Origin of the sequence: Kordia periserrulae, from assembly GCF_003054265.1 — a bacterium.
In the GTDB taxonomy this organism is placed as follows: domain Bacteria; phylum Bacteroidota; class Bacteroidia; order Flavobacteriales; family Flavobacteriaceae; genus Kordia; species Kordia periserrulae.
Genome location: NZ_QBKT01000008.1, coordinates 64,767 through 84,799, shown reverse-complemented (window position 1 = coordinate 84,799; position 20,033 = coordinate 64,767). Strand labels below are relative to the sequence as shown.

The 20,033-nt window shown below is 35.7% G+C and carries 20 protein-coding genes; 18 read left to right on the top strand and 2 right to left on the bottom strand.

The window, feature by feature from the left end; genetic code table 11:
* The first annotated feature begins 258 nt into the window (after positions 1 to 258).
* The 7 genes from C8N46_RS15850 (at position 259) to C8N46_RS20770 (ending at position 6,750) form a co-directional block, all read left to right on the top strand.
* The gene (locus tag C8N46_RS15850) at positions 259 to 1,581 is read left to right on the top strand and encodes a sugar MFS transporter (protein ID WP_108115903.1); all 1,323 of its coding nucleotides are present in this window, start codon (positions 259 to 261) and stop codon (positions 1,579 to 1,581) included.
* A 73-nt stretch (positions 1,582 to 1,654) separates the two neighbouring features.
* Positions 1,655 to 3,655, top strand: coding sequence for an NAD-dependent DNA ligase LigA (gene ligA / locus C8N46_RS15845; RefSeq protein ID WP_108115902.1), 2,001 nt, complete (start codon positions 1,655 to 1,657; stop codon positions 3,653 to 3,655).
* Positions 3,652 to 4,350: a hypothetical protein gene (locus C8N46_RS15840; protein ID WP_108115901.1), complete on the top strand. Its 699-nt coding sequence runs from the start codon at positions 3,652 to 3,654 to the stop codon at positions 4,348 to 4,350. Before ligA ends, C8N46_RS15840 begins: the two co-directional genes overlap by 4 nt.
* Complete coding sequence (locus C8N46_RS15835; protein ID WP_146169847.1) at positions 4,347 to 5,042, top strand: hypothetical protein; 696 nt, start codon at positions 4,347 to 4,349, stop codon at positions 5,040 to 5,042. Before C8N46_RS15840 ends, C8N46_RS15835 begins: the two co-directional genes overlap by 4 nt.
* Positions 5,043 to 5,089: 47 nt before the next feature.
* Positions 5,090 to 5,752, top strand: a complete 663-nt coding sequence (locus C8N46_RS15830; protein WP_146169846.1) for a hypothetical protein — start codon at positions 5,090 to 5,092, stop codon at positions 5,750 to 5,752.
* Positions 5,753 to 5,884: 132 nt separating this feature from the next.
* Positions 5,885 to 6,553, top strand: a complete 669-nt coding sequence (locus C8N46_RS15825; protein ID WP_108115898.1) for a hypothetical protein — start codon at positions 5,885 to 5,887, stop codon at positions 6,551 to 6,553.
* 44 nt (positions 6,554 to 6,597) lie between these two features.
* Complete coding sequence (locus C8N46_RS20770; RefSeq protein WP_170110093.1) at positions 6,598 to 6,750, top strand: hypothetical protein; 153 nt, start codon at positions 6,598 to 6,600, stop codon at positions 6,748 to 6,750.
* Between the two features lie 118 nt (positions 6,751 to 6,868).
* On the opposite strand, the gene C8N46_RS15820 is transcribed toward C8N46_RS20770, so the two are convergent.
* Positions 6,869 to 7,786 (bottom strand): bifunctional metallophosphatase/5'-nucleotidase, encoded by a 918-nt coding sequence (locus C8N46_RS15820; RefSeq protein ID WP_108116043.1) that lies wholly within the window; start codon positions 7,784 to 7,786, stop codon positions 6,869 to 6,871.
* A gap of 10 nt (positions 7,787 to 7,796) precedes the next feature.
* Complete coding sequence (locus tag C8N46_RS15815; RefSeq protein WP_108115897.1) at positions 7,797 to 8,546, bottom strand: 5'-nucleotidase C-terminal domain-containing protein; 750 nt, start codon at positions 8,544 to 8,546, stop codon at positions 7,797 to 7,799.
* Between the two features lie 307 nt (positions 8,547 to 8,853).
* Here C8N46_RS15815 and C8N46_RS15810 point away from each other — a divergent pair, with 307 nt between their 5' ends.
* The 11 genes from C8N46_RS15810 (at position 8,854) to C8N46_RS15760 (ending at position 19,988) form a co-directional block, all read left to right on the top strand.
* On the top strand, positions 8,854 to 9,366 hold the full coding sequence (locus C8N46_RS15810; RefSeq protein ID WP_108115896.1) for a DUF6913 domain-containing protein: 513 nt from the start codon (positions 8,854 to 8,856) through the stop codon (positions 9,364 to 9,366).
* A complete protein-coding gene (gene dapA / locus C8N46_RS15805; protein ID WP_108115895.1) occupies positions 9,366 to 10,247 on the top strand; it encodes a 4-hydroxy-tetrahydrodipicolinate synthase in 882 nt (293 codons plus the stop codon). Before C8N46_RS15810 ends, dapA begins: the two co-directional genes overlap by 1 nt.
* Before the next feature lie 7 nt (positions 10,248 to 10,254).
* Positions 10,255 to 11,172 carry an ion channel gene (locus tag C8N46_RS15800; RefSeq protein WP_108115894.1) on the top strand — a complete coding sequence of 306 codons (918 nt, stop codon included), beginning with the start codon at positions 10,255 to 10,257 and terminating at the stop codon, positions 11,170 to 11,172.
* A gap of 102 nt (positions 11,173 to 11,274) precedes the next feature.
* The gene (locus C8N46_RS15795; RefSeq protein ID WP_108115893.1) at positions 11,275 to 11,982 is read left to right on the top strand and encodes a hypothetical protein; all 708 of its coding nucleotides are present in this window, start codon (positions 11,275 to 11,277) and stop codon (positions 11,980 to 11,982) included.
* A 218-nt stretch (positions 11,983 to 12,200) separates the two neighbouring features.
* Positions 12,201 to 12,995 (top strand): outer membrane protein assembly factor BamD, encoded by a 795-nt coding sequence (locus C8N46_RS15790; RefSeq protein ID WP_108116041.1) that lies wholly within the window; start codon positions 12,201 to 12,203, stop codon positions 12,993 to 12,995.
* Between the two features lie 5 nt (positions 12,996 to 13,000).
* Positions 13,001 to 13,327, top strand: coding sequence for a DNA-directed RNA polymerase subunit omega (locus C8N46_RS15785; RefSeq protein ID WP_108115892.1), 327 nt, complete (start codon positions 13,001 to 13,003; stop codon positions 13,325 to 13,327).
* 2 nt (positions 13,328 to 13,329) lie between these two features.
* On the top strand, positions 13,330 to 14,541 hold the full coding sequence (gene coaBC, locus C8N46_RS15780) for a bifunctional phosphopantothenoylcysteine decarboxylase/phosphopantothenate--cysteine ligase CoaBC (protein WP_108115891.1): 1,212 nt from the start codon (positions 13,330 to 13,332) through the stop codon (positions 14,539 to 14,541).
* A complete protein-coding gene (porD, locus tag C8N46_RS15775; RefSeq protein WP_108115890.1) occupies positions 14,534 to 15,424 on the top strand; it encodes a type IX secretion system protein PorD in 891 nt (296 codons plus the stop codon). Before coaBC ends, porD begins: the two co-directional genes overlap by 8 nt.
* A 67-nt stretch (positions 15,425 to 15,491) precedes the next feature.
* A complete protein-coding gene (recN, locus tag C8N46_RS15770; protein ID WP_108115889.1) occupies positions 15,492 to 17,147 on the top strand; it encodes a DNA repair protein RecN in 1,656 nt (551 codons plus the stop codon).
* Between the two features lie 86 nt (positions 17,148 to 17,233).
* Positions 17,234 to 18,049 (top strand): enoyl-ACP reductase FabI, encoded by an 816-nt coding sequence (locus C8N46_RS15765; RefSeq protein WP_108115888.1) that lies wholly within the window; start codon positions 17,234 to 17,236, stop codon positions 18,047 to 18,049.
* 205 nt (positions 18,050 to 18,254) lie between these two features.
* Positions 18,255 to 19,988 carry an FG-GAP-like repeat-containing protein gene (locus C8N46_RS15760; protein WP_108115887.1) on the top strand — a complete coding sequence of 578 codons (1,734 nt, stop codon included), beginning with the start codon at positions 18,255 to 18,257 and terminating at the stop codon, positions 19,986 to 19,988.
* Positions 19,989 to 20,033: the final 45 nt, after the last annotated feature.

Here is a 20,033-nt window from a genome sequence, read left to right as displayed (position 1 = left end):
ACAAAAAGACACAGCGAATAAGAAACAACAAAATTTAAAAGGTAAAACGCGAAATGTAAAATAAAAAAGGACTTTTGACCAAAACCCAAAACCCAAAACCCAACAACCAACAACCAACAACACTTCGACAGGCTCAGTGTAAACAAATCGACGAAAAACAAAAAACAAAAAACATATTTTTAAGAGCCAAGAGCCAAGAGCCAAGAGCCAAGATCCAACAACCAGCAACCAAAATAACAAACAACAAAAACCAAAAAAATGACCACCAACAAATCATACAAAAGTGCTTTTATATTTTTAACTACGTTATTTTTCCTTTGGGGATTTATTACAATTCTAGTAGATAGCCTAGTACCTCGAATCAAAGATGTATTTGAAATGTCTTATGGGCGAACTATTTTAGTGCAATCAGCATTCTTTATTGCCTTTTTTGTGGTATCGTTGCCAGCAGGTTGGTTACTAACACGTGTTGGTTACAAAAAAGGAATTGTAATAGGTTTGGTAATTATGGCTATTGGTTGTTTGTTTTTTTATCCAGCATCAGAATATCGAAGTTTTGTCGTGTTTATGGTTGGATATTTTACACTAGCAAGTGGAATTACTGTATTGCAAGTAGCGGCAAATCCGTATGTTGCTCTATTAGGTTCAGAAGATGGAGCATCAAGTCGTTTAAATTTATCGCAAGCGTTCAACTCTTTAGGAACCACAATTGCACCAATTGTCGGGGCTTTATTTTTATTGAGTGATTCAGTTAAAAGTTCAAAAGAAATTGAAGCATTATCTGAGGTAGAAAAAGTAAACTATTATGCGGCAGAAGCTGAAACTGTTCAAATTCCATTTTTCTTTATTGCAGCATTTATCGGACTACTCGCACTGATATTTACTTTTGTTAAATTGCCAACAGTTGTACAAAATAGTCCAAAAGGCGGTTATTTTTCCTTATTGAAAAATAAAAAAATGTTACTCGGAGCCTTGGGTATTTTTGTTTATGTAGGAGCAGAAGTAGCGATTGGAAGTAGTTTTTTAGTAAATTATTTTGAAAGTATGAATTTAGGAGCTATTGTTGCTGCGAATGATACGATGATGAGTATTGCTAATACAATTGCAAGTATTTTTAATAAGACTTTTTCCGATTCCGATCCAAAATCACTACTCGGTATATTTATCACGTTTTATTGGGGCGGTGCGATGATTGGTCGCTTTGTAGGTGCATATTTAACAAAAATCATTTCACCTGCAAAAGTACTAAGCATCTTTGCTATTTTGGCAATAACAATGGTTGCAATATCAATCTCAACTGTAGGGTTAATTTCTATGTGGTCAATGATAGCTGTTGGATTGTTCAATTCTATAATGTTCCCAACCATTTTCACGTTGAGTTTGGAAGGTTTAGGAGAACTTAAAGCACAGGCTTCTGGATTGTTGTGTATGGCAATTGTGGGTGGTGCTGTGATTCCGTTTATTTTTGGAAATTTAATTGATGTTTCAGGGTTCAAGATTGCGTTTTTGCTACCAATCGTATGCTATGCGTACATCATGTATTATGGTTATACCAAACGAAAAGCTACCGTTACGGGATAATTTCAAAAATCATATTGAAACCATTGTATAGTTTGCTATATTTGTTATGAGACCTCTATAACACTTATACTTCATGAGCAACATTCAAGAGAAATTGAACGCTTTGCGCGATGAACTACGCGAACACAATTACAATTATTACATTTTAGATAACGCTACGATTTCCGACTATGAGTTTGATATGAAACTCAAAGAATTACAGGAATTAGAAGCCAAACATCCCGAATTTTACGACCCAAATTCGCCAACCTTGCGCGTTGGTGGACAAATCACGAAAAATTTTAACACGGTTACACACGAGTATCGCATGTATTCGTTGGACAATTCGTATTCGAAAGAAGATTTGCTCGATTGGGAAAAGCGTATTCATAAGATTCTAGGCGTAGAAACGGTAGAATATACGTGCGAGTTGAAGTATGACGGCGCTTCTATGAATTTGACCTATGAAAATGGTGTGTTAGTGCGTGCAGTGACGCGTGGCGACGGTTTTCAAGGTGATGAGGTTACCAATAATATCAAAACCATCAACACCGTTCCGTTGCGATTGAAAGGCGATTATCCGCCAAAGTTTGATATTCGTGGCGAGATTATTCTTCCGCTTGACGGATTTAAAAAAATGAACGAAGAACGTGTTGCCAATGGTGAAGAACCGTACATGAATCCGCGAAATACAGCTTCTGGAAGTTTAAAATTACAAGACAGTAGCGAAGTGGCAAAACGTCCGTTGGAATGTTTATTATACAGCTTAAAAGGCGAAAAACTGCCAATTGCTACACAGTTTGAAAGCTTACAAAAAGCTCGCGAATGGGGATTTAAAGTGCCAAGTGTAGCCAAAGTTGCCAAAAGCGTGGATGAAATCCTAGAATTTGTCAATCATTGGGAAAATCACCGTCACGAATTGGAATATGAAATTGATGGAGTGGTGATTAAGGTAAACAATCTGCAATACCAAGATGAATTGGGGTACACGTCCAAAGCACCGCGTTGGGCAATGGCGTATAAGTTTAAAGCCGAACAAGCCACTACCATTTTAAATGAAATTACGTATCAAGTTGGACGTACGGGCGCAATTACGCCTGTAGCAAATTTAGAACCTGTATTACTTGCAGGAACTACGGTAAAACGTGCTTCTTTACACAATGCCGATCAAATTGCAAAACTAGATATTCGAGAACGCGATACCGTTTTTGTCGAAAAAGGAGGTGAAATCATTCCAAAAATTGTCGGTGTCAATTTCGATTTGCGTCCAGCAGATTCTACCGAAACCGTGTACGCTACACATTGTCCGGAATGCAACACACCGTTGGAACGAAAGGAAGGAGAAGCGCAGCATTATTGTCCAAATGCCACAGGTTGTACGCCACAAATTGTTGGACGAATTCAGCATTTTATTTCGCGCAAAGCCATGGATATTGATGGTTTGGGCGGAGAAACCGTAGCATTGCTAGTGAAAGAAGGATTGATTACAAATTATGCAGATTTATACGAATTGACCAAAGAACAAATCATTCCGCTGGAGCGCATGGCAGAAAAAAGTGCAGAAAACTTGGTCAATGGTATTGAAGCGTCTAAAAATATACCATTTGAGCGTGTCTTGTATGCATTAGGAATTCGCTATGTAGGAGAAACCGTTGCCAAAAAATTAGCAAAACATTACAAATCTATCGAGGCGCTAATAAACGCTTCGTCGGATGATTTAGTAGCAGTCGACGAAATAGGAGTGAAAATCGCCGAAAGTGTAGCACAATTTTTCGCAGAAGACACTAATTTGCAACTTATCGAACGTTTAAAAGCACATGGCGTTCAATTAGAGTTTTCGGCAGCACAGTTGGAAGGGTTGACAGACACACTCGCAGGTCAGTCATTTGTAGTTTCTGGAGTATTTGAAAAAGTGTCGCGAAACGAATTAAAAAAACTAATAGAAAACAACGGAGGAAAAGTCGCTTCTTCAATTTCTTCTAAAACCTCTTATGTGGTGGCAGGAGATAAAATGGGACCTAGCAAGCGAGAAAAGGCAGAAAAATTAAACATCACCATTTTAACTGAAGATGAGTTCCTGAGTATGATACAATGAACCTAACAAAACCCACACATATAGCCTTTGTGATTGCTTCGGCGCTAACAATTCTTGTGGCTATATTTATGGAGAAGTTTAGTTTAATTTATATACAGCCATTAACGGTTATTGCGATTTCCATTATATATTTTACGGAACGAAAAGGCGCAATTAATATTTTATACGTACTAGCGCAAATTATTTTTTTAGTAGGAGGTATTCTTTTAATTCTTGGCATGCGAGAACATTTGAGAAAAGTGTGCGTAATATTTTCGCTGTTTTATATAATATACCTGCGACTCATGTATGTACGCAATGCAAAAAAGAAAGCAGAACTGCGAACGTATTTTCATGTTACTATACTAGCCATTCCAATGCTATATATTTACTATTTATTAGTTCAGGTAATAGCTCCTGAGTTAAAACATGTAGTTATTTATTTTAGTGTTTTAATGTTTTTTATGCTTAGCTATGTCATTACCGCATTGTATTATTACTTAAAAGATAAAAAACCAACCAATTTGTGGATGTTGATTGCTGCTATAAACTTAGGTTTTATGAACATTTTGATTGGCTTGAATGAGTTGTACATGTATGAAACCATATTCACGGTTATTATTGCAATTTGTAGTTTGTGTATGCAGTTTTTTTTGTTAAAATTTATGCTGCATGATGATAAAGAGGATAATGTACTGAATACAACAAGCGAATGAAGTATCTTACACTTTTATATTCGGTATATTACTTAGTTGCTATTAGTTTATTAGTGACAGCGTTTTTCGTTGAAAAGTCAGCGTTGGTGTATATGTATCCGCTTCCAGTATTGACAATTTTAGGAATTTATTTATTAGAAGAGAAAAAAAACGAGTTGAGTTTTTTGTACATTCTTTCCTTAGTCATTGTCATTGTTGGTGGTATTTTTTTGCTGTTGGGATTGCGCGAATATGTTTCGGAAGTATCTATCTTATTTTCGTTTTTTTACATCTTTTTAATGCGATTGATGTATCTCAAAAACAGAAAAAAACAAAAAGAGAAAATATTATATTATAGATTGGTGCTCATAATGTTGCCAATTTTATATATCTATGACAGAGTCATGCGCTTGATTTCTCCAGAAATTAAAACTGATATCATCTACTTTTCGGTACTTATTATCCTGGCGTTGTTATATATTATTCTATCACTCTATTACTATATGCGAAATAAAAGTCAGGTTAATTTATGGATGTTAATCATGTCATGTAATCTTGGTCTAATGAATCTTGTCATCATGCTGAATGAATTATATGTTGCTGAAAGAATTTTAACCATTACAGCGCTTTTTTGCTATTGCATGATGCTCTATTTCTCATTAAAATTTATGCTGGAAGATTTTGAAAATGCACTACATAACACCGTTGATTAAATTAATTAAAACAAACACATATTTCACAACCCTAGAACTGTTGCTTAATGAACCTACAAAAAATTCTTAGCTATCTATACTTCTCTCTAATGGTTTTAGATGCTCTGGTAATTGTATTTCCAAACATCATAGAGCGACAATACATTACCTATTTACCGCTTCCAGTATTAATGCTTTTGTATTTTTCCTCCATGAAAAAAATCAATTGGATGTATGTAGTTGCTTTGATAGCTACTTTTGCAGGAATTGTCGCTTTCAAAACGGTTTCACATTATAAAATGGCGCTTATCTTTTACACAATAGGCACTTTATTGTATGTGATGATGACATTGAAGAGCACTGTTGAAATATCCATAAAAACTATATTCAAAGTAGCAATTCCATTTCTATTTGTGTACTTAGTTCCTTTAATTTCCTACTATGACGTTATAAAAATGGACATTTTCAATTATATTTTAGGATATGTTTTCTCCGTAGGTTTGTTCTTCTTTATTTCGGTATTGATCTACGTTCATAAGCGTACCAAAGGAAATTTGTGGTTATTGATTTCGGGAATTGTATTTGCCATTTCAACCATCATTACTGGGTATTACCTTTTTAAAAATCAATTGATAGCTATTCGTGTTTGTATTGTTTTTGCTTTTCTTTTTATGCACTATGCGATGTATCGCCATGTAATTTCTCAAGAAAAAGAAGCAATTGCATTTTAAAATTGACAAGCTAACTTTGGCATGAGTATAATATGAGTTCGACATAAAAATATCTCTGTTTGAACAAAACTTCTATCGAACTGATGTTAAATATAGGATTTCTATATAGAAATAAGTTACTTTGTACAGTACATGAAAAAGATTGCCAAATTTTTATTTATTTTCCTTATCTGTATTGCTAGTATAGATTTTTTATGGTTTTTCTTTCCTGATTACGTATCACGAAAATATGCCATTGTCTTAACTATTCCCGCGATTACCATTTGTTATTTTTTATACGAAGTAAAAGACTATCTGTATTTATTGGCCTTAGGCGCGTTTATGTTTGCAGATTATCTTTTCTTTATTGAAAAAAGTCTTACAAATGGTATGATAAGTAGTAGTGTTGCGCTTGCTATTTACGGAATTATTGTATTGAAACAATCGCACTACATCTCCACACGACTGTTATTGATGAGCACCGTGCCGTTTTTAATTTTATACTTGCTTCCTTTTTATTTTTTTATTGATCAAATAAGAGATGCTATTTTCGGTGAAGTAATTTTTTATACGTTTGCGATAGGATATTTTGCTTTCATGTCAACGATGGTATATATAAGCTATAGAAATAAAGTGACACAAAACCTATTGCTGGCGGGACTTTCCACAGGCGTCATGGGTGTTTTATTTGGTATCTATTTATTTATAGAGCGAAAACCAATCTATGCTGTAATAGCGAATTCGATGTTTATATTTTCACACTATAAAATGTGGACATATATTATTCTTAAAGACACTAACAAAGACGAAGACGAAGAGTAGTTGATAAATTACGAATAATGAAATTTTAAACCGTAAAATTTAAAATGTTTCATATCAATCTTACCTCAGATAAAAAAGTACTTTTAATCAGCAATCAGCAATCAGCAATCAGCAATCAGCAATCAGCAATCAGCAACCAGCAATCAGCAATCAGCAATCAGCAATCAGCAATTAAGTTAAAAGTTATTAGTGAATAGTTAAGAGTAAAAAATCGCCGAATTTACAAATAACAAATAACAAATAACAAATAACAAACAACAAATAACGAATAACGAAAAACAAACAACACTTCGACAAGCTTAGTGAAAACAATAATTAAACCACAATCGACTTCCCGTTGGCAATGACATTCTTAGCATCATCAAAGTAAAAATCAACTCTTCCTACGTAAATTCCATACGCACCAACCTGATTTACCAACACAGATTCTCCAACACTATTCTTTTCAATCGTAGGTTTTGGTAAAAATGTATGTGTATGTCCGCCAATAATCAAATCAATATCTTTGGTAGCACGTGCCAATTTTAAGTCTGACGGACGCTCTGGATTTCGTTTGTAATGATACCCAATATGTGATAAACAAATTACCAAATCACACTTTTCTTCTGCTTTCAAAATACGACTCATCTCTTGTGCTGTTTCAATAGGATCATTGTATACGGTTTCTTTGTACATGCGTTTGTCTACCAAACCTTCTAGCTTTACGCCCAAACCAAAAATTCCAATCTTAATGCCGTCTTTCACAAAAATCTTATACGGTTTTACGTGCGTGTCTAACACGGTATTTTTAAAATCGTAATTCGCAGAAACAAATTCAAAATTAGCGTTTGGCAACTGCGCGTACAATCCGTCAATACCATTATCAAAATCGTGATTTCCAATGGTTGCCAAATCGTATTTCATCATGCTCATGAGCTTAAATTCCAATTCGCCACCATAATAATTAAAATACGGTGTTCCTTGAAAAATATCACCAGCGTCTAACAACAAAGTATTCGGATTTTCCTTTCGGATATTAGCAATCAAACTGGCTCTGCGCGCCGCACCACCTTGATTTGGATTTCGTGGATGATCGGCGCCAAAAGGATCAATATGACTGTGTACGTCGTTGGTATGTAAAATGGTAATATGCTTCTTTGCTGAACTCGCTGAAAAACTCTGTAATGACAATCCGCCCAACGCTACAAAAGCACTAGACGCCAACGAATTTTGTATAAAATCTCTTCTCTTCATTTTTCTAAAATTATTGTTGAATAAATCTGCCATCCAAGCGTGCAGGAATGGTGTCGACACTTTTAAAATAATCAATCATGGCATTTCGAATCTTATAATCCAACACTTCTAACGATACTGGATTTTGCAAGAAATTCATTCGATCGCCACCATTTTGTAAATAATCGGACGTCACTACTGTATAGGTTTTTCCGTCTTCAATCGGTTTTCCGTTCACCAAAGCTTCGGTTACTTTTTCGTTTGCATCTAGCTTAATAGTTAATCCTGAAATAGGATGCGCACGTTTTGCTTCTGCCAAATAGGACACCATATTATGTACATTTTCAGAAGTCAATTCTGCCACCACAATCGAATTTTCAAAAGGCATCACATTAAAAGCTGTTTGGGTTTTAATAGGTCCTTTCGGGATCGGCGCACGAATTCCCCCGTGATTCAACAAGCAAATATCAATCGACTTTCCTGTGCGTTGCTTGTAAACTGGCTCACTTTGCGATTTTACCAAATCTGCCATTAAATTTCCAATCGTTGTTTCGAGTTCGCCGTCGCTTTTATGCATGTCTTTTGGAGCATAACTCAACACTTTATTCATATCTTCTTCAATACGCTCGCGATAGGGTTTAATATAGGCTTCAATCGCTTCATCAACCGCCAATGAATCGTTGATGTTGATACGTTTTCCTTCAATTTTAGAAACACGCTGTTCTTCCTTGGCACACGAAATTGCCAAGAAAACGGTGAGTAATAGCACAATTTTTCTCATAAAAACTAAAATATGCGCCAAATTATAAAAAATACAAGATATCATCACGGCGAATCACACTAAATAATTGTAAAACCACACACTTTTTTTGTGATTAGTTGCCAAAATTTAACGCTCATTGTTAAAATTTAACGCTTATCAACTAATTTTTTATAACTCAAAAACTCCTTGTAAATTGCCGTATAATGAACGTTCGTGAGGAAGAGCAGGATTTATAATTTTTTACAATAGGAGAGAGGCGTACTATACGGAACGTCTCTTTTTTTATAGAAAAAACAGTACTTTTGTCAAAGAACAAATTGCATGCATGTTTTTAAAAGGATTACAACACAAATCAGCGAAGAAAGCGCTGACAAAAAAGCTACACAATACCACAACAAAAGAAATAATAGCCAAACCTATTGAAACGGTCGGACTGATTGTAAATGCTGATAAAACAGTCAATTTTGAACAAATTATCGATGCTTTGCAATTAGATGTTGTAGTAGAAGTGTTGTGTTTTCATAAAAAAGAATCAAAAACACGCGAAGTACACTATCCCGTTTTTTATGAAAAAGATTTTGGTTGGAAAGGAAAAGCAAAGACAGAAACATTGCAACAATTTTTAAATAAACCTTTTGATGTGTTGATTAGTTATTACAGTGACAATCACTTGGCATTGCAATTGGCATCAGGTTTGCAACAAGCAAATTTAAAAATAGGAATCGAAGGAAGTAGTCAGGAAATTCACGATATCATCATTCAAACCAAAGAAGAAGATATTGCCACATTTTCAAAAGAACTACACAGATATTTACACATACTAAATAAACTATCATAATGAAGAAATTCATCGGAACCGGAGTCGCATTGGTTACACCTTTTACAAAAGATACTTCGGTAGATACTGTTGCATTGACAACTATTGTAAACCACGTAATTGATGGCGGCATTGAGTATTTGGTCGTTTTAGGAACAACCGCAGAAAATGCAGTACTGTCGCTAGAAGAAAAACAATTGGTGATTGATACAGTTGTAAAAGCCAACAACAAACGCTTACCAATCGTTTTGGGAATTGGTGGAAATAATACGGCGGCTGTTATTGAAGAATTACAAACCCGCGATTTGTCGGACATCGATGCTATTTTATCCGTTTCTCCATATTATAACAAACCTACGCAAGAAGGAATTTACCAGCATTTTAAAGCAGTTGCAGCTGCGACTACCAAACCGATTATTGTTTATAACGTTCCAGGAAGAACGGCAAGCAATATACTGCCACAAACAGTCATTCGATTGGCAAATGATTTTGACAATATCATAGGCGTTAAAGAAGCAGCTGGTGACATTGTTCAAGCCATGCGATTAATTAAAGACGCGCCCAAAGATTTCTTAGTGATTTCGGGTGATGATATGATTACCTTGCCTATGGTACAAGTTGGCGGCGCAGGCGTGATTTCTGTGATTGGACAAGGATATCCAAAAGAATTCTCACAAATGGTGCGTTTTGCCTTGGCGGGAAAAACCAACGAAGCTAACGAACTGCACTACAAGTTAATGCCATCCATCGATTATATTTTTGAAGAAGGAAATCCTGCGGGCATCAAAGCGATTTTTGAAATCTTGGGATTATCTACCGCGACTGTACGATTGCCTTTGGTAGAAGCATCTACAGCACTCAAAGAAAAGTTGCGTACCTTTACGGAAGCATTGAATTCGTAACATATTAATGGCAAAAAAAGTTAAAGATCCTGGATTAGGAGAAGATTCCATCATCATTGCCAAACGGATTATCAACAAAGATGGTTCGTTTAACATTAGGCATTTAAACAGACAAAAAGGAATTTCTGCGTTGTACGCATATTTGGTCGATTTGAGTTGGACACACTTTTTCTGTTTGGTGTTTTTAATGTATTTCATGTTGAACATGACTTTTGCCGCTATTTATGTGGCGATTGGAGTTCAATATATCTCAGTAGAACCGCAAGGTTTTGTGATTGATTTTGTAAATGCATTTTTCTTTTCGTCGCAAACCATTACAACCTTAGGTTACGGAGCGATGGCGCCAACAAATGTCATTGCGGGAATTGTTTCTAGTTTTCAGGCATTGATTGGATTATTGAGTTTCTCGTTCGTCACAGGATTGTTGTACGGACGTTTTTCAAAACCAAAAGCCTCCATTCGATTCAGTGATAACATCATCTGTCGCGAATTCAACGAAGGTCGCGCTTTAATGTTCCGATTGATGAATAGCAAAAAAGACGTGATGATTAATCCGCGTGTAAAAGTCACGCTCGCCATTACGGAACCTGACAAAAAGCAAGGCTATAAGCGTAATTTTTATCAGCTTTCGCTAGAAAGAGATCATATTACCTATTTGCCAACCACATGGACATTGGTACATGAAATTGACAAAAACTCGCCGCTAGACAAATTCTCTTCAGAAGAATTGCAAAAACTCAACGGCGAATTTTTAATTATGGTTTCTTATTATGATGAAGCCTTCAACCAAGATGTGTACAAATTGCATTCCTACACGTTTGAAGAACTCAAAATGAACGTAGTTTTCGAAAAAGCGTTCTACTTTGATGAAGATGGTTATACGGTGTTGGATCATCATAAAATAAGTGATACGCGGGAGATGTAGGTTTTTAGACTCGCTTTGCTCTAGATTATCAGATTATTAGATGTGCTTCGCTATTAGACTTTTAGAAAATTACTTTTATGAATTTAGGTTGAACTTATAAAAATGAAAAAATATCATACACTAATTTTAATTATCACTGTCATTTGTAGTTGTAATGCGCAAATGAATTTAAAAGATTATTATTATCCAGTTTCAAGCGAAGGTTATACGAAAGTCTATAAATATATTGATAAGAATGATGCAACAAAAATAGAGTATTGGAAAGTTATTTCGATACCAGAAACAAACACATTAAAAACATTTTCCTATGATGCTGAATGTAATTTATACAATACATTTACGGAAGTAATTAAGAAGGAAGGAGCTGAATTAATTGCATATTCTAACTTTGAAGTTGACAGTACAGGAAAAAGGAAAGAAATTAAAGCAACAGTTGTTGACAAAGATGTTTATAAATGGAATGAAGATAATAAATATTCGTATGCTGTTACATATACCAGAGATTATGGTCATGTACACTTTAAAAAAACACGAACAGCATCAGGATTTGAGACTATTACAATAAAAGGTGAAGAATATGAAGCTGCTAAATTTAGAGACAATTATATTTTTTATTTTCTCGACCATTATACAAGACAAAAATTTTATCAAGATGCATATTACGTTAAAAGTATAGGTATGATAAAGTATAAAAGAAAGATTCCGATTCAAGACCAGTTGATAGAATTGGAATTACATGAAATACTGACAAATGACGAGTTTGAAAAATTGAAAAGAATCAAACAAAAAAATAAAAGAAAAAACCCTTGAATCATTAAATTTTAGAATGGAGCAAAGCGCATCAAAAAAGCCACAATTATCAAAAAGGAAAACCTCTCTAAAATCCAACACCAAACATCCAAAACCTGACAAAAAGTTAAATCCATGCTAAAGAATACCAAAAACAGATTTCTACAGTTATTTTAGCGTTCTTAAAAATGTTTTTATAATACATAATAAATACCTATTTTTGCCAGATGTTTAAAAATATGTCAAAATTTCTATACGTAATTATAGCTATTGCTACACTCGCTTCGTGTAGTGAATACCAAAAAGCTTTAAAATCGGAAGATGTTAAAGTGAAATACGAGCTTGCAGAGCGTTTGTACAATGAGAAAAAGTTCAAAAAATCGAGCCGACTTTTTGAGCAAATTGTACCTAAATATAGAGGAAAACCTCAAGGAGAACGCGTTACGTTTTTGTACGCACGCACCTTGTTTGAAATAGAGCAATATATTGTTTCTGGATACCAATTTGAGCGTTTTGTACGCTCGTATCCAAAAAGTGACAGTATTCAAGTAGCGTCTTTCTATGAAGCAAAGAGTTACTATATGCAATCGCCTCGTTTCAGTATTGACCAAAGAGACACGTACACGGCTATCAATAAATTGCAAGGGTTCATCAACAACTATCCAGAATCTGAATATTTGGATAATGCCAACGAAATGGTAGATGAATTAACAACAAAAATTGAGAAAAAAGCATACGAAATCGCGAAACAATACAACACGATTTCAGATTACAAAGCGGCGATAAAAGCGACTGAAAATTTCCTTTCAGATTATCCTGGAACAGAATTCAGAGAAGACGCCATGTACTTAAAGCTTGACGCGATGTACAACTTAGCAATACGAAGCTTTGAAACCCTTATGGAAGAACGTTTCAACGAAGCTGCCTCAGCATACAAATCGTTGATGAAGTTTTATCCAGAATCAAAATACAAAGAAGAAGCCGATAAAATTATGGCTTCCATTACAGAAGAATTAGCAAAATTTACAAAATAATACCTATGGTTGATATTAAAAACTTAGATGCTCCAATCAGCACCAAAACTATCGAGCGAAATCAGTTTGATGCGCCAACAAACAACATCTATGAAGCGATTTCTGTTGTTGCGAAAAGAGCCGCTCAAATCAATTCTGAAATCAAAAAAGAATTGATTGAGAAATTAGATGAATTTGCTACGCACAACGATAGCTTAGAAGAAATCTTTGAAAACAAAGAGCAAATCGAAGTATCTAAATTCTACGAAAAACTTCCAAAACCACACGCAATTGCGGTACAAGAATGGTTGGAAGACAAAATTTACTACCGTAACACCAAAGAAGAAGCCTAAACATGTCTATTTTAAGTGGCAAAAAAGTATTACTCGGCATCACTGCTGGAATTGCTGCTTATAAAACAGCTTCTTTAGTACGGTTATTCATCAAAGCAGGCGCCGAAGTCAAAGTGATTATGACGCCTGCTGCCAAAGACTTCATTACACCGTTAACGCTATCTACCTTATCTAAAAATCCTGTGCATTCTTCGTTTACGAATGAAGAAGACGAAAATGCCGTATGGACAAATCATGTAGAATTGGGTTTGTGGGCAGATTTTATGCTGATTGCACCTGCAACAGCAAATACGCTGTCTAAAATGGTATCAGGAAATAGCGATAACTTATTATTAGCAACCTATCTTTCTGCAAAATGTCCCGTGTATTTTGCGCCTGCGATGGATTTGGACATGTACAAACATCCATCAACGACCAACTCATTTGAACAGCTACAAAAATTTGGAAACATTATGATTCCTTCTACGAGTGGCGAATTGGCAAGTGGTTTGGTAGGCAAAGGTCGTATGGCTGAGCCAGAAGATATCATTTCCTTCATCGAAAAAGATATTTTAGGCAAACTTCCATTACGCGGAAAAAAAGTAATGATTACCGCAGGACCAACATACGAAGCGATTGATCCTGTGCGATTTATTGGAAATCATTCCTCTGGAAAAATGGGCTACGAACTAGCGCGTGTCGCAGCAAACTTAGGTGCAGAAGTTACGCTTATTGCGGGACCGAATAATCAACAAATATCACATGCTTCTGTACATGTGGTTGATGTTATTAGTGCGGAAGACATGTATAATGCGGCACATGAAAGTTATCCAACAGCAGACATTGCCATTCTTTCAGCGGCGGTTGCCGATTTCAAACCAAAAGATATTGCCAATCAGAAAATAAAAAAGGCAGATGCTACGTTAGAAATAACGTTGGTCAAAACCAAAGACATTCTCGCTTCGTTAGGCGCTATCAAAAAATCGCAGTTTTTAGTGGGTTTTGCATTAGAAACGAATAACGAACTGGAAAACGCCAAAGGCAAATTGACACGCAAAAATTTAGACATGATTGTGCTCAATTCGCTCAACGATAAAGGAGCTGGATTTGGAAAACCAACCAACAAAGTCACGATAATTGACAAAAAAATGAATACCTTAGCTTTTGGGTTAAAATCGAAAGCCGACGTAGCCATTGATATATTTAATGAAATTATAAAGCGAATCCATGCGTAATCTTGTTTTAAGCATTTTACTTTTAAGTGTAGTCTCTTTTTCAACTGCACAAGAATTGAACTGTAGAATTACGGTTGACACACAACAAGTCAATCAGACAAATCAGCAAATTTTCAAAACCTTAGAGCGTACGCTCAATGACTTTGTCAACAAAACGCAATGGACAAATAAAAAATTTGGTACTTCAGAACGCATCAACTGTAGCATGTTGATTCAAGTATCACAGTGGAATTCCGATGAATTTGTGGCAACGATTCAAGTGCAATCATCACGACCAATTTACAACTCGTCGTTTGAGTCGCCCGTATTTAACTTTAACGACCGACAATTCCGATTCATCTATCAAGAATTTCAGCCAATTGTGTACAACCCGAATCAGTTTACATCTAACTTAGTTTCGGTAATCGCATATTATGTGTATGTAATTTTAGGAATTGACGCTGATACGTTTTCACTTCGCGGTGGCTCAGATTATTACGCACAAGCACAACAAATAGTGAATCTTTCACAATCGAGTCCGTTTTTAGGATGGAAAGAAGCAGACGGAAACCGTACGCGTTGGAGATTGCTGGACAATATGCTCAACAATACGCACAAAGAATACAGAACGGTAATGTACAACTACCACAGAGTAGGATTGGACGTTATGGCAGATGATCCGCGTGCTGGAAAAGAGGCGATTAGTTCCAGTTTGGAAATCTTTAAAGCATTGAACAATCGCAGACCAAATTCCTTTTTATTACAAACCTTTTTTGACGCCAAAGCAGAAGAAATTCAGCAAATATTTTCGGGTGGACCGAAAGTTAATGTCGTTCGTTTGGTAGAAACCTTAAACAAAGTCGCGCCATTCCACGCTTCCAAATGGGGAAAAATTAAATTCTGATTTTTACGAAAATTTACTGCAATACGTTATTTTTGTGAGTGAAAACAAAAGTTAAAACACTACTGCATTGCTCACAAAACTTTCTATAAAAAACTTTGCTCTCATTGATGCTTTACAGGTCGATTTTGATAAAGGATTGACCATTATTACAGGAGAAACCGGCGCGGGAAAATCGATTCTTCTCGGCGGATTGGCATTGATATTAGGAAAACGAGCAGATTTATCATCACTGAAAGATAAAGAACTTAAATGTGTGATTGAAGCCGAATTTTCCATTAAAAAGTACCAACTGACTAAATTTTTTACCGAAAACGATTTGGATTATGATGACGACACGATTATTCGTCGTGAAATATTGCCATCGGGGAAATCGCGGGCGTTTGTAAATGATGTGCCTGTGCGTTTGGATGTATTGAATGCTTTGGGCGATCAGTTGATTGACATTCACTCACAGCATCAAACCTTGCAGTTGACGGATAATCAATTTCAGTTTCAAGTCATTGATATTTTAGCGAATGTTTCTGAAGAAGTACAATCGTATCAATCCATTCTGAAAAGTTATCATTCCACCCAAAAAGAACTAAAAAAAATACAAGAAGAAAAAATCGATCTCGAAAAAGAGTACGATTACAATATGTTTCTACTAAAAGAATTGGAAGAAGCAAAATTGGAAGGCTTGGTGTTGGACGATTTGGAAGCGCAGTACGAGCGTTTAAACAATGCGGAAGACATTAAAACGAATTTAAGTAGCTCTGAACAGATTCTTTCTGACGAGCAAGTTGGTGTGTTGAATTTATTGTCAGAATTGCAAGCGGCTTCTGGAAAACTAGCAGGAATCGCGCCTGAATTTAAAAATTTAGCAGAACGCATCAAGAGTTCCTATATTGAATTGGATGATATTTACAATGAAATCATCAATTTGCAAGAAGAAGTCACGTTTGATCCTGAACTATTTGCCGAAGTTTCGGAAAAGCTTCAAAAAATATTCGATTTGCAAAAAAAGCATCAAGTACTTACCATAGAAGAGTTGTTGTCGATTCAACATGAACTTTCTGAAAAAGCATCGGTTTCTGAAAATATTGACACGCTCATTCAAACCAAAGAAAAAGAACTGCAAGCACAGCAAAAACAGCTACAACAGCTAGCGAAAACAATTCACGACAAACGCGCAGCGGGAATTCCAACATTGGTACAACAATTGGAAAGCATGCTAGCAACACTCGGAATGCCTAATGCGCAATTTGATATCAACGTACAATTGTCAAAAGAGTTTTATGCCAACGGAATGGACGATTTACAATTCTTGTTCTCCGCAAACAAAGGCGGAAACTTTAACGAATTAAAGAAAGCAGCTTCTGGCGGAGAATTGTCACGCGTGATGTTGTGTATCAAAGCCATTTTGTCCAAATACATGCAACTGCAAACAATTATGTTTGACGAAATCGATACAGGAGTTTCAGGAGAAGTCGCGAATAAAATGGCGAATATCATGCAGCAAATGAGCAAAACCATGCAAGTGTTCTCTATTACACATTTGCCACAAATTGCAGCAAAAGGAAAACAGCATTTCAAAGTGTACAAACAAGATATCAACGAAGTAACTTCTACACAACTCAAGGAATTGAACCAAGAAGAGCGCATACAAGAAATTGCGCAAATGTTGAGCGGCGCTACCATTTCGGACTCTGCATTGGCAAATGCCAAAGAATTATTGCAATCGTAAAAACAGATTCCAAACCTTGAAAAACAATCAATTCAATCTTTTACCATATATTTGAACTACCAAACAACGACTTAAATATTACAAGCATGTCATACAACTTATTAAAAGGAAAAAAAGGAATCATATTTGGTGCTTTAGATGAAAACTCTATTGCATGGAAAACTGCAGAGCGCGTTCATGAAGAAGGTGGAACGTTTGTATTAACCAACGCACCAATTGCAATGCGTATGGGGAAAATCAACGAATTGGCAGAAAAAACAGGTTCAGAAATCATTCCTGCAGATGCTACAGATGTAGACGATATTCAAAACTTGATTGATAAATCGATGGAAATCCTTGGCGGGAAAATAGACTTTGTATTGCACTCTATCGGAATGTCAGTCAACGTTCGTAAAGGAAGACACTATACCGACTTAAAATACGATTGGCTAGAAAAAGGTTGGGATGTTTCTGCGGTTTCTTTTCATAAAGTAATGCAAGTCTTATACAAATCTGACGCCATGAACGAGTGGGGAAGTATTGTCGCTTTAACATACATGGCAGCACAACGAACCTTTCCAGATTACAACGATATGGCAGACAACAAAGCGTATTTGGAGTCTATAGCGCGTAGTTTTGGCTATTTCTTCGGGAAAGACAAAAAAGTACGTGTCAACACCATTTCTCAATCGCCAACGCCAACAACGGCTGGACAGGGCGTAAAAGGTTTTGACGGATTCATTTCATATGCGGAAAAAATGTCGCCACTAGGAAATGCAACGGCGCTAGATTGTGCAAATTATACCGTTTCCTTATTCTCTGATTTAACCAAGCGCGTAACGATGCAAAACTTGTACAACGATGGAGGATTCTCCAACACAGGTGTAAGTCAAGAAGTCATTGAACGATTTACAGAAGAATAAATAAAAAACACACCTTTAAAAATGCCTCTAGGAATTATCTTAGAGGCATTTTTTTTGGCTTTAATCGCAATAAAATCTAAATATTAGTAGCAGTGGTATCCTACAAATAAAAAATATGATAATATAACTGTTAAATTTTTGTGAAATTTAAGTTGTTTTTAATACTTTAGGTACCTCGAACTCAATAAAATATACTGTATTGCCAATGAAAAGACAATTACACCTATTCTTTTCGTATTCCCTTTACCTCCTATGTTCTCAACAATTACAGGCGCAGGCTTATTTTCAAAATCAGGCAACAGCAGTTGGTGTTGGTGATCATAGCGGAACTATTTATTTAGGTGGAGGCATCTCTTTTTGTGATTATAATAATGATGGATGGGATGATATTACCATTGCAACACAAAGTGGCGATCCGTTAAAAATCTATAAAAACAACGGCGACGGTACCTATTCGCTTGAAACTACACTGAATCCCAACAATCTTTCACAACAAAAACAAGTCATTTGGGTTGATATTGATAACGATGGTGACAAAGACCTATATATTTCTAGTGATATTGATGGTAGTCGCTTGTATGAAAATGATGGGACTTCTCTCACCGATATCACTACTGTGAGTGGTTTGCCAACGGCAGCGCAAAGTAATTTTGGTGCTTCTTGGGGCGATTATAATAATGATGGTTTTTTGGATGTTTTTCTGTGTAACAGAGGAATTCCAACACCACAAGCCAATTATCTCTACAAAAATAACGGTGACGGAACATTTACCAATGTCAGCGCTACCGCGGGAATCGACTCGGGAAGTCACTTATCCTTCTGTTCTGCGTTTTTTGACTATAATAATGATGGTTGGCAAGATATTTACATGGCAAATGACAAAACGAATACCACAAATATCTTATACAAAAACAATGGAGACGGAACTTTTACAGATGTTAGTGAAGAATCTGAAACCAATATTGCTATCGATGCAATGTCAGTCACGATTGCAGATGTAGATGGCGATTCATGGTTTGATATTTATGTGACCAATGGAATTCCAGGAAACTACTTGTTGCGTAATAATGGTGACGGAACATTTTCCAACATTGCGGCTAGTACAGGAACCATGTTTGAAAGTGTAGCGTGGGGTTCTGTATTTTTAGATGCAGAAAACGATGGTGATTTGGATTTATACGTAAGCGGCTCCTTGGATGGAGCTGTTCCAAGCTTGCTTTCTGCAGCGTACTATTCAAACAACGGAAACGGTACTTTTAGCATGTTAGGAAGTTCAGGTTTTGCAAATGATACTAGTGAAAGTTATGCAAATGCTATTGGAGATACGGATAATGACGGTTTTCCAGAAATCATTGTGAGTAATAATGGAGGAGATGATATCTTCTTATGGAAAAATCAAACAACTTCATCAAACAATTGGTTAAAAGTAAGTCTAGAAGGTGTTGCAAGCAACAAACAAGGTATTGGTGCAACAATAGAACTTAAAAGTCAAGGTGAAACGCATTATAGATACACGGTTTGTGGCGAAGGATACATATCACAAAATTCAGAGACGGAGTTTTTCGGAATCGGTACAAATACAGTCATTGATTATGTAAAAGTTACATGGTTAGGTGGCGCACAAGATATTTTATACAATGTAACCCCTAATCAAGCATTACATATCGTAGAAGGAAGTAGTCCGTTGAGTACGGAAGAATTTCAAGAAAAAAATGAAGTACTCGTTTATCCGAATCCAACCACAGGAAAAATTTGGTTTCAAATCTCTACCAATGAAACATATACATACATGATTTTTGATGCTAAAGGTACAGAAATAAAAAAAGGACACATAGGAGCAGAAAATAGTATCAATTTAACAGGATTGGCATCAGGATATTATATGATTAAAATTTTAGGAAATAAAGGCGTATTTAATAAAAAAATAATGTTAAAATAATGCAAACATAAACTGTAGGAAAAACCATTTTTCGTGTTTATTGTC

Coding starts and splice junctions, on each gene's coding strand:
- C8N46_RS15790 (WP_108116041.1), top strand. CDS start 12,201: ATGTCAAAATTTCTATACGTAATTATAGCTATTGCTACACTCGCTTCG.
- C8N46_RS15830 (WP_146169846.1), top strand. CDS start 5,090: ATGAACCTACAAAAAATTCTTAGCTATCTATACTTCTCTCTAATGGTT.
- ligA (WP_108115902.1), top strand. CDS start 1,655: ATGAGCAACATTCAAGAGAAATTGAACGCTTTGCGCGATGAACTACGC.
- porD (WP_108115890.1), top strand. CDS start 14,534: ATGCGTAATCTTGTTTTAAGCATTTTACTTTTAAGTGTAGTCTCTTTT.
- C8N46_RS15785 (WP_108115892.1), top strand. CDS start 13,001: ATGGTTGATATTAAAAACTTAGATGCTCCAATCAGCACCAAAACTATC.
- C8N46_RS15760 (WP_108115887.1), top strand. CDS start 18,255: ATGAAAAGACAATTACACCTATTCTTTTCGTATTCCCTTTACCTCCTA.
- C8N46_RS15835 (WP_146169847.1), top strand. CDS start 4,347: ATGAAGTATCTTACACTTTTATATTCGGTATATTACTTAGTTGCTATT.
- C8N46_RS15800 (WP_108115894.1), top strand. CDS start 10,255: ATGGCAAAAAAAGTTAAAGATCCTGGATTAGGAGAAGATTCCATCATC.
- C8N46_RS15810 (WP_108115896.1), top strand. CDS start 8,854: ATGTTTTTAAAAGGATTACAACACAAATCAGCGAAGAAAGCGCTGACA.
- C8N46_RS15850 (WP_108115903.1), top strand. CDS start 259: ATGACCACCAACAAATCATACAAAAGTGCTTTTATATTTTTAACTACG.
- dapA (WP_108115895.1), top strand. CDS start 9,366: ATGAAGAAATTCATCGGAACCGGAGTCGCATTGGTTACACCTTTTACA.
- C8N46_RS15840 (WP_108115901.1), top strand. CDS start 3,652: ATGAACCTAACAAAACCCACACATATAGCCTTTGTGATTGCTTCGGCG.
- C8N46_RS15795 (WP_108115893.1), top strand. CDS start 11,275: ATGAAAAAATATCATACACTAATTTTAATTATCACTGTCATTTGTAGT.
- C8N46_RS15765 (WP_108115888.1), top strand. CDS start 17,234: ATGTCATACAACTTATTAAAAGGAAAAAAAGGAATCATATTTGGTGCT.
- C8N46_RS15820 (WP_108116043.1), bottom strand. CDS start 7,786: ATGAAGAGAAGAGATTTTATACAAAATTCGTTGGCGTCTAGTGCTTTT.
- C8N46_RS15815 (WP_108115897.1), bottom strand. CDS start 8,546: ATGAGAAAAATTGTGCTATTACTCACCGTTTTCTTGGCAATTTCGTGT.
- C8N46_RS20770 (WP_170110093.1), top strand. CDS start 6,598: ATGTTTCATATCAATCTTACCTCAGATAAAAAAGTACTTTTAATCAGC.
- C8N46_RS15825 (WP_108115898.1), top strand. CDS start 5,885: ATGAAAAAGATTGCCAAATTTTTATTTATTTTCCTTATCTGTATTGCT.
- coaBC (WP_108115891.1), top strand. CDS start 13,330: ATGTCTATTTTAAGTGGCAAAAAAGTATTACTCGGCATCACTGCTGGA.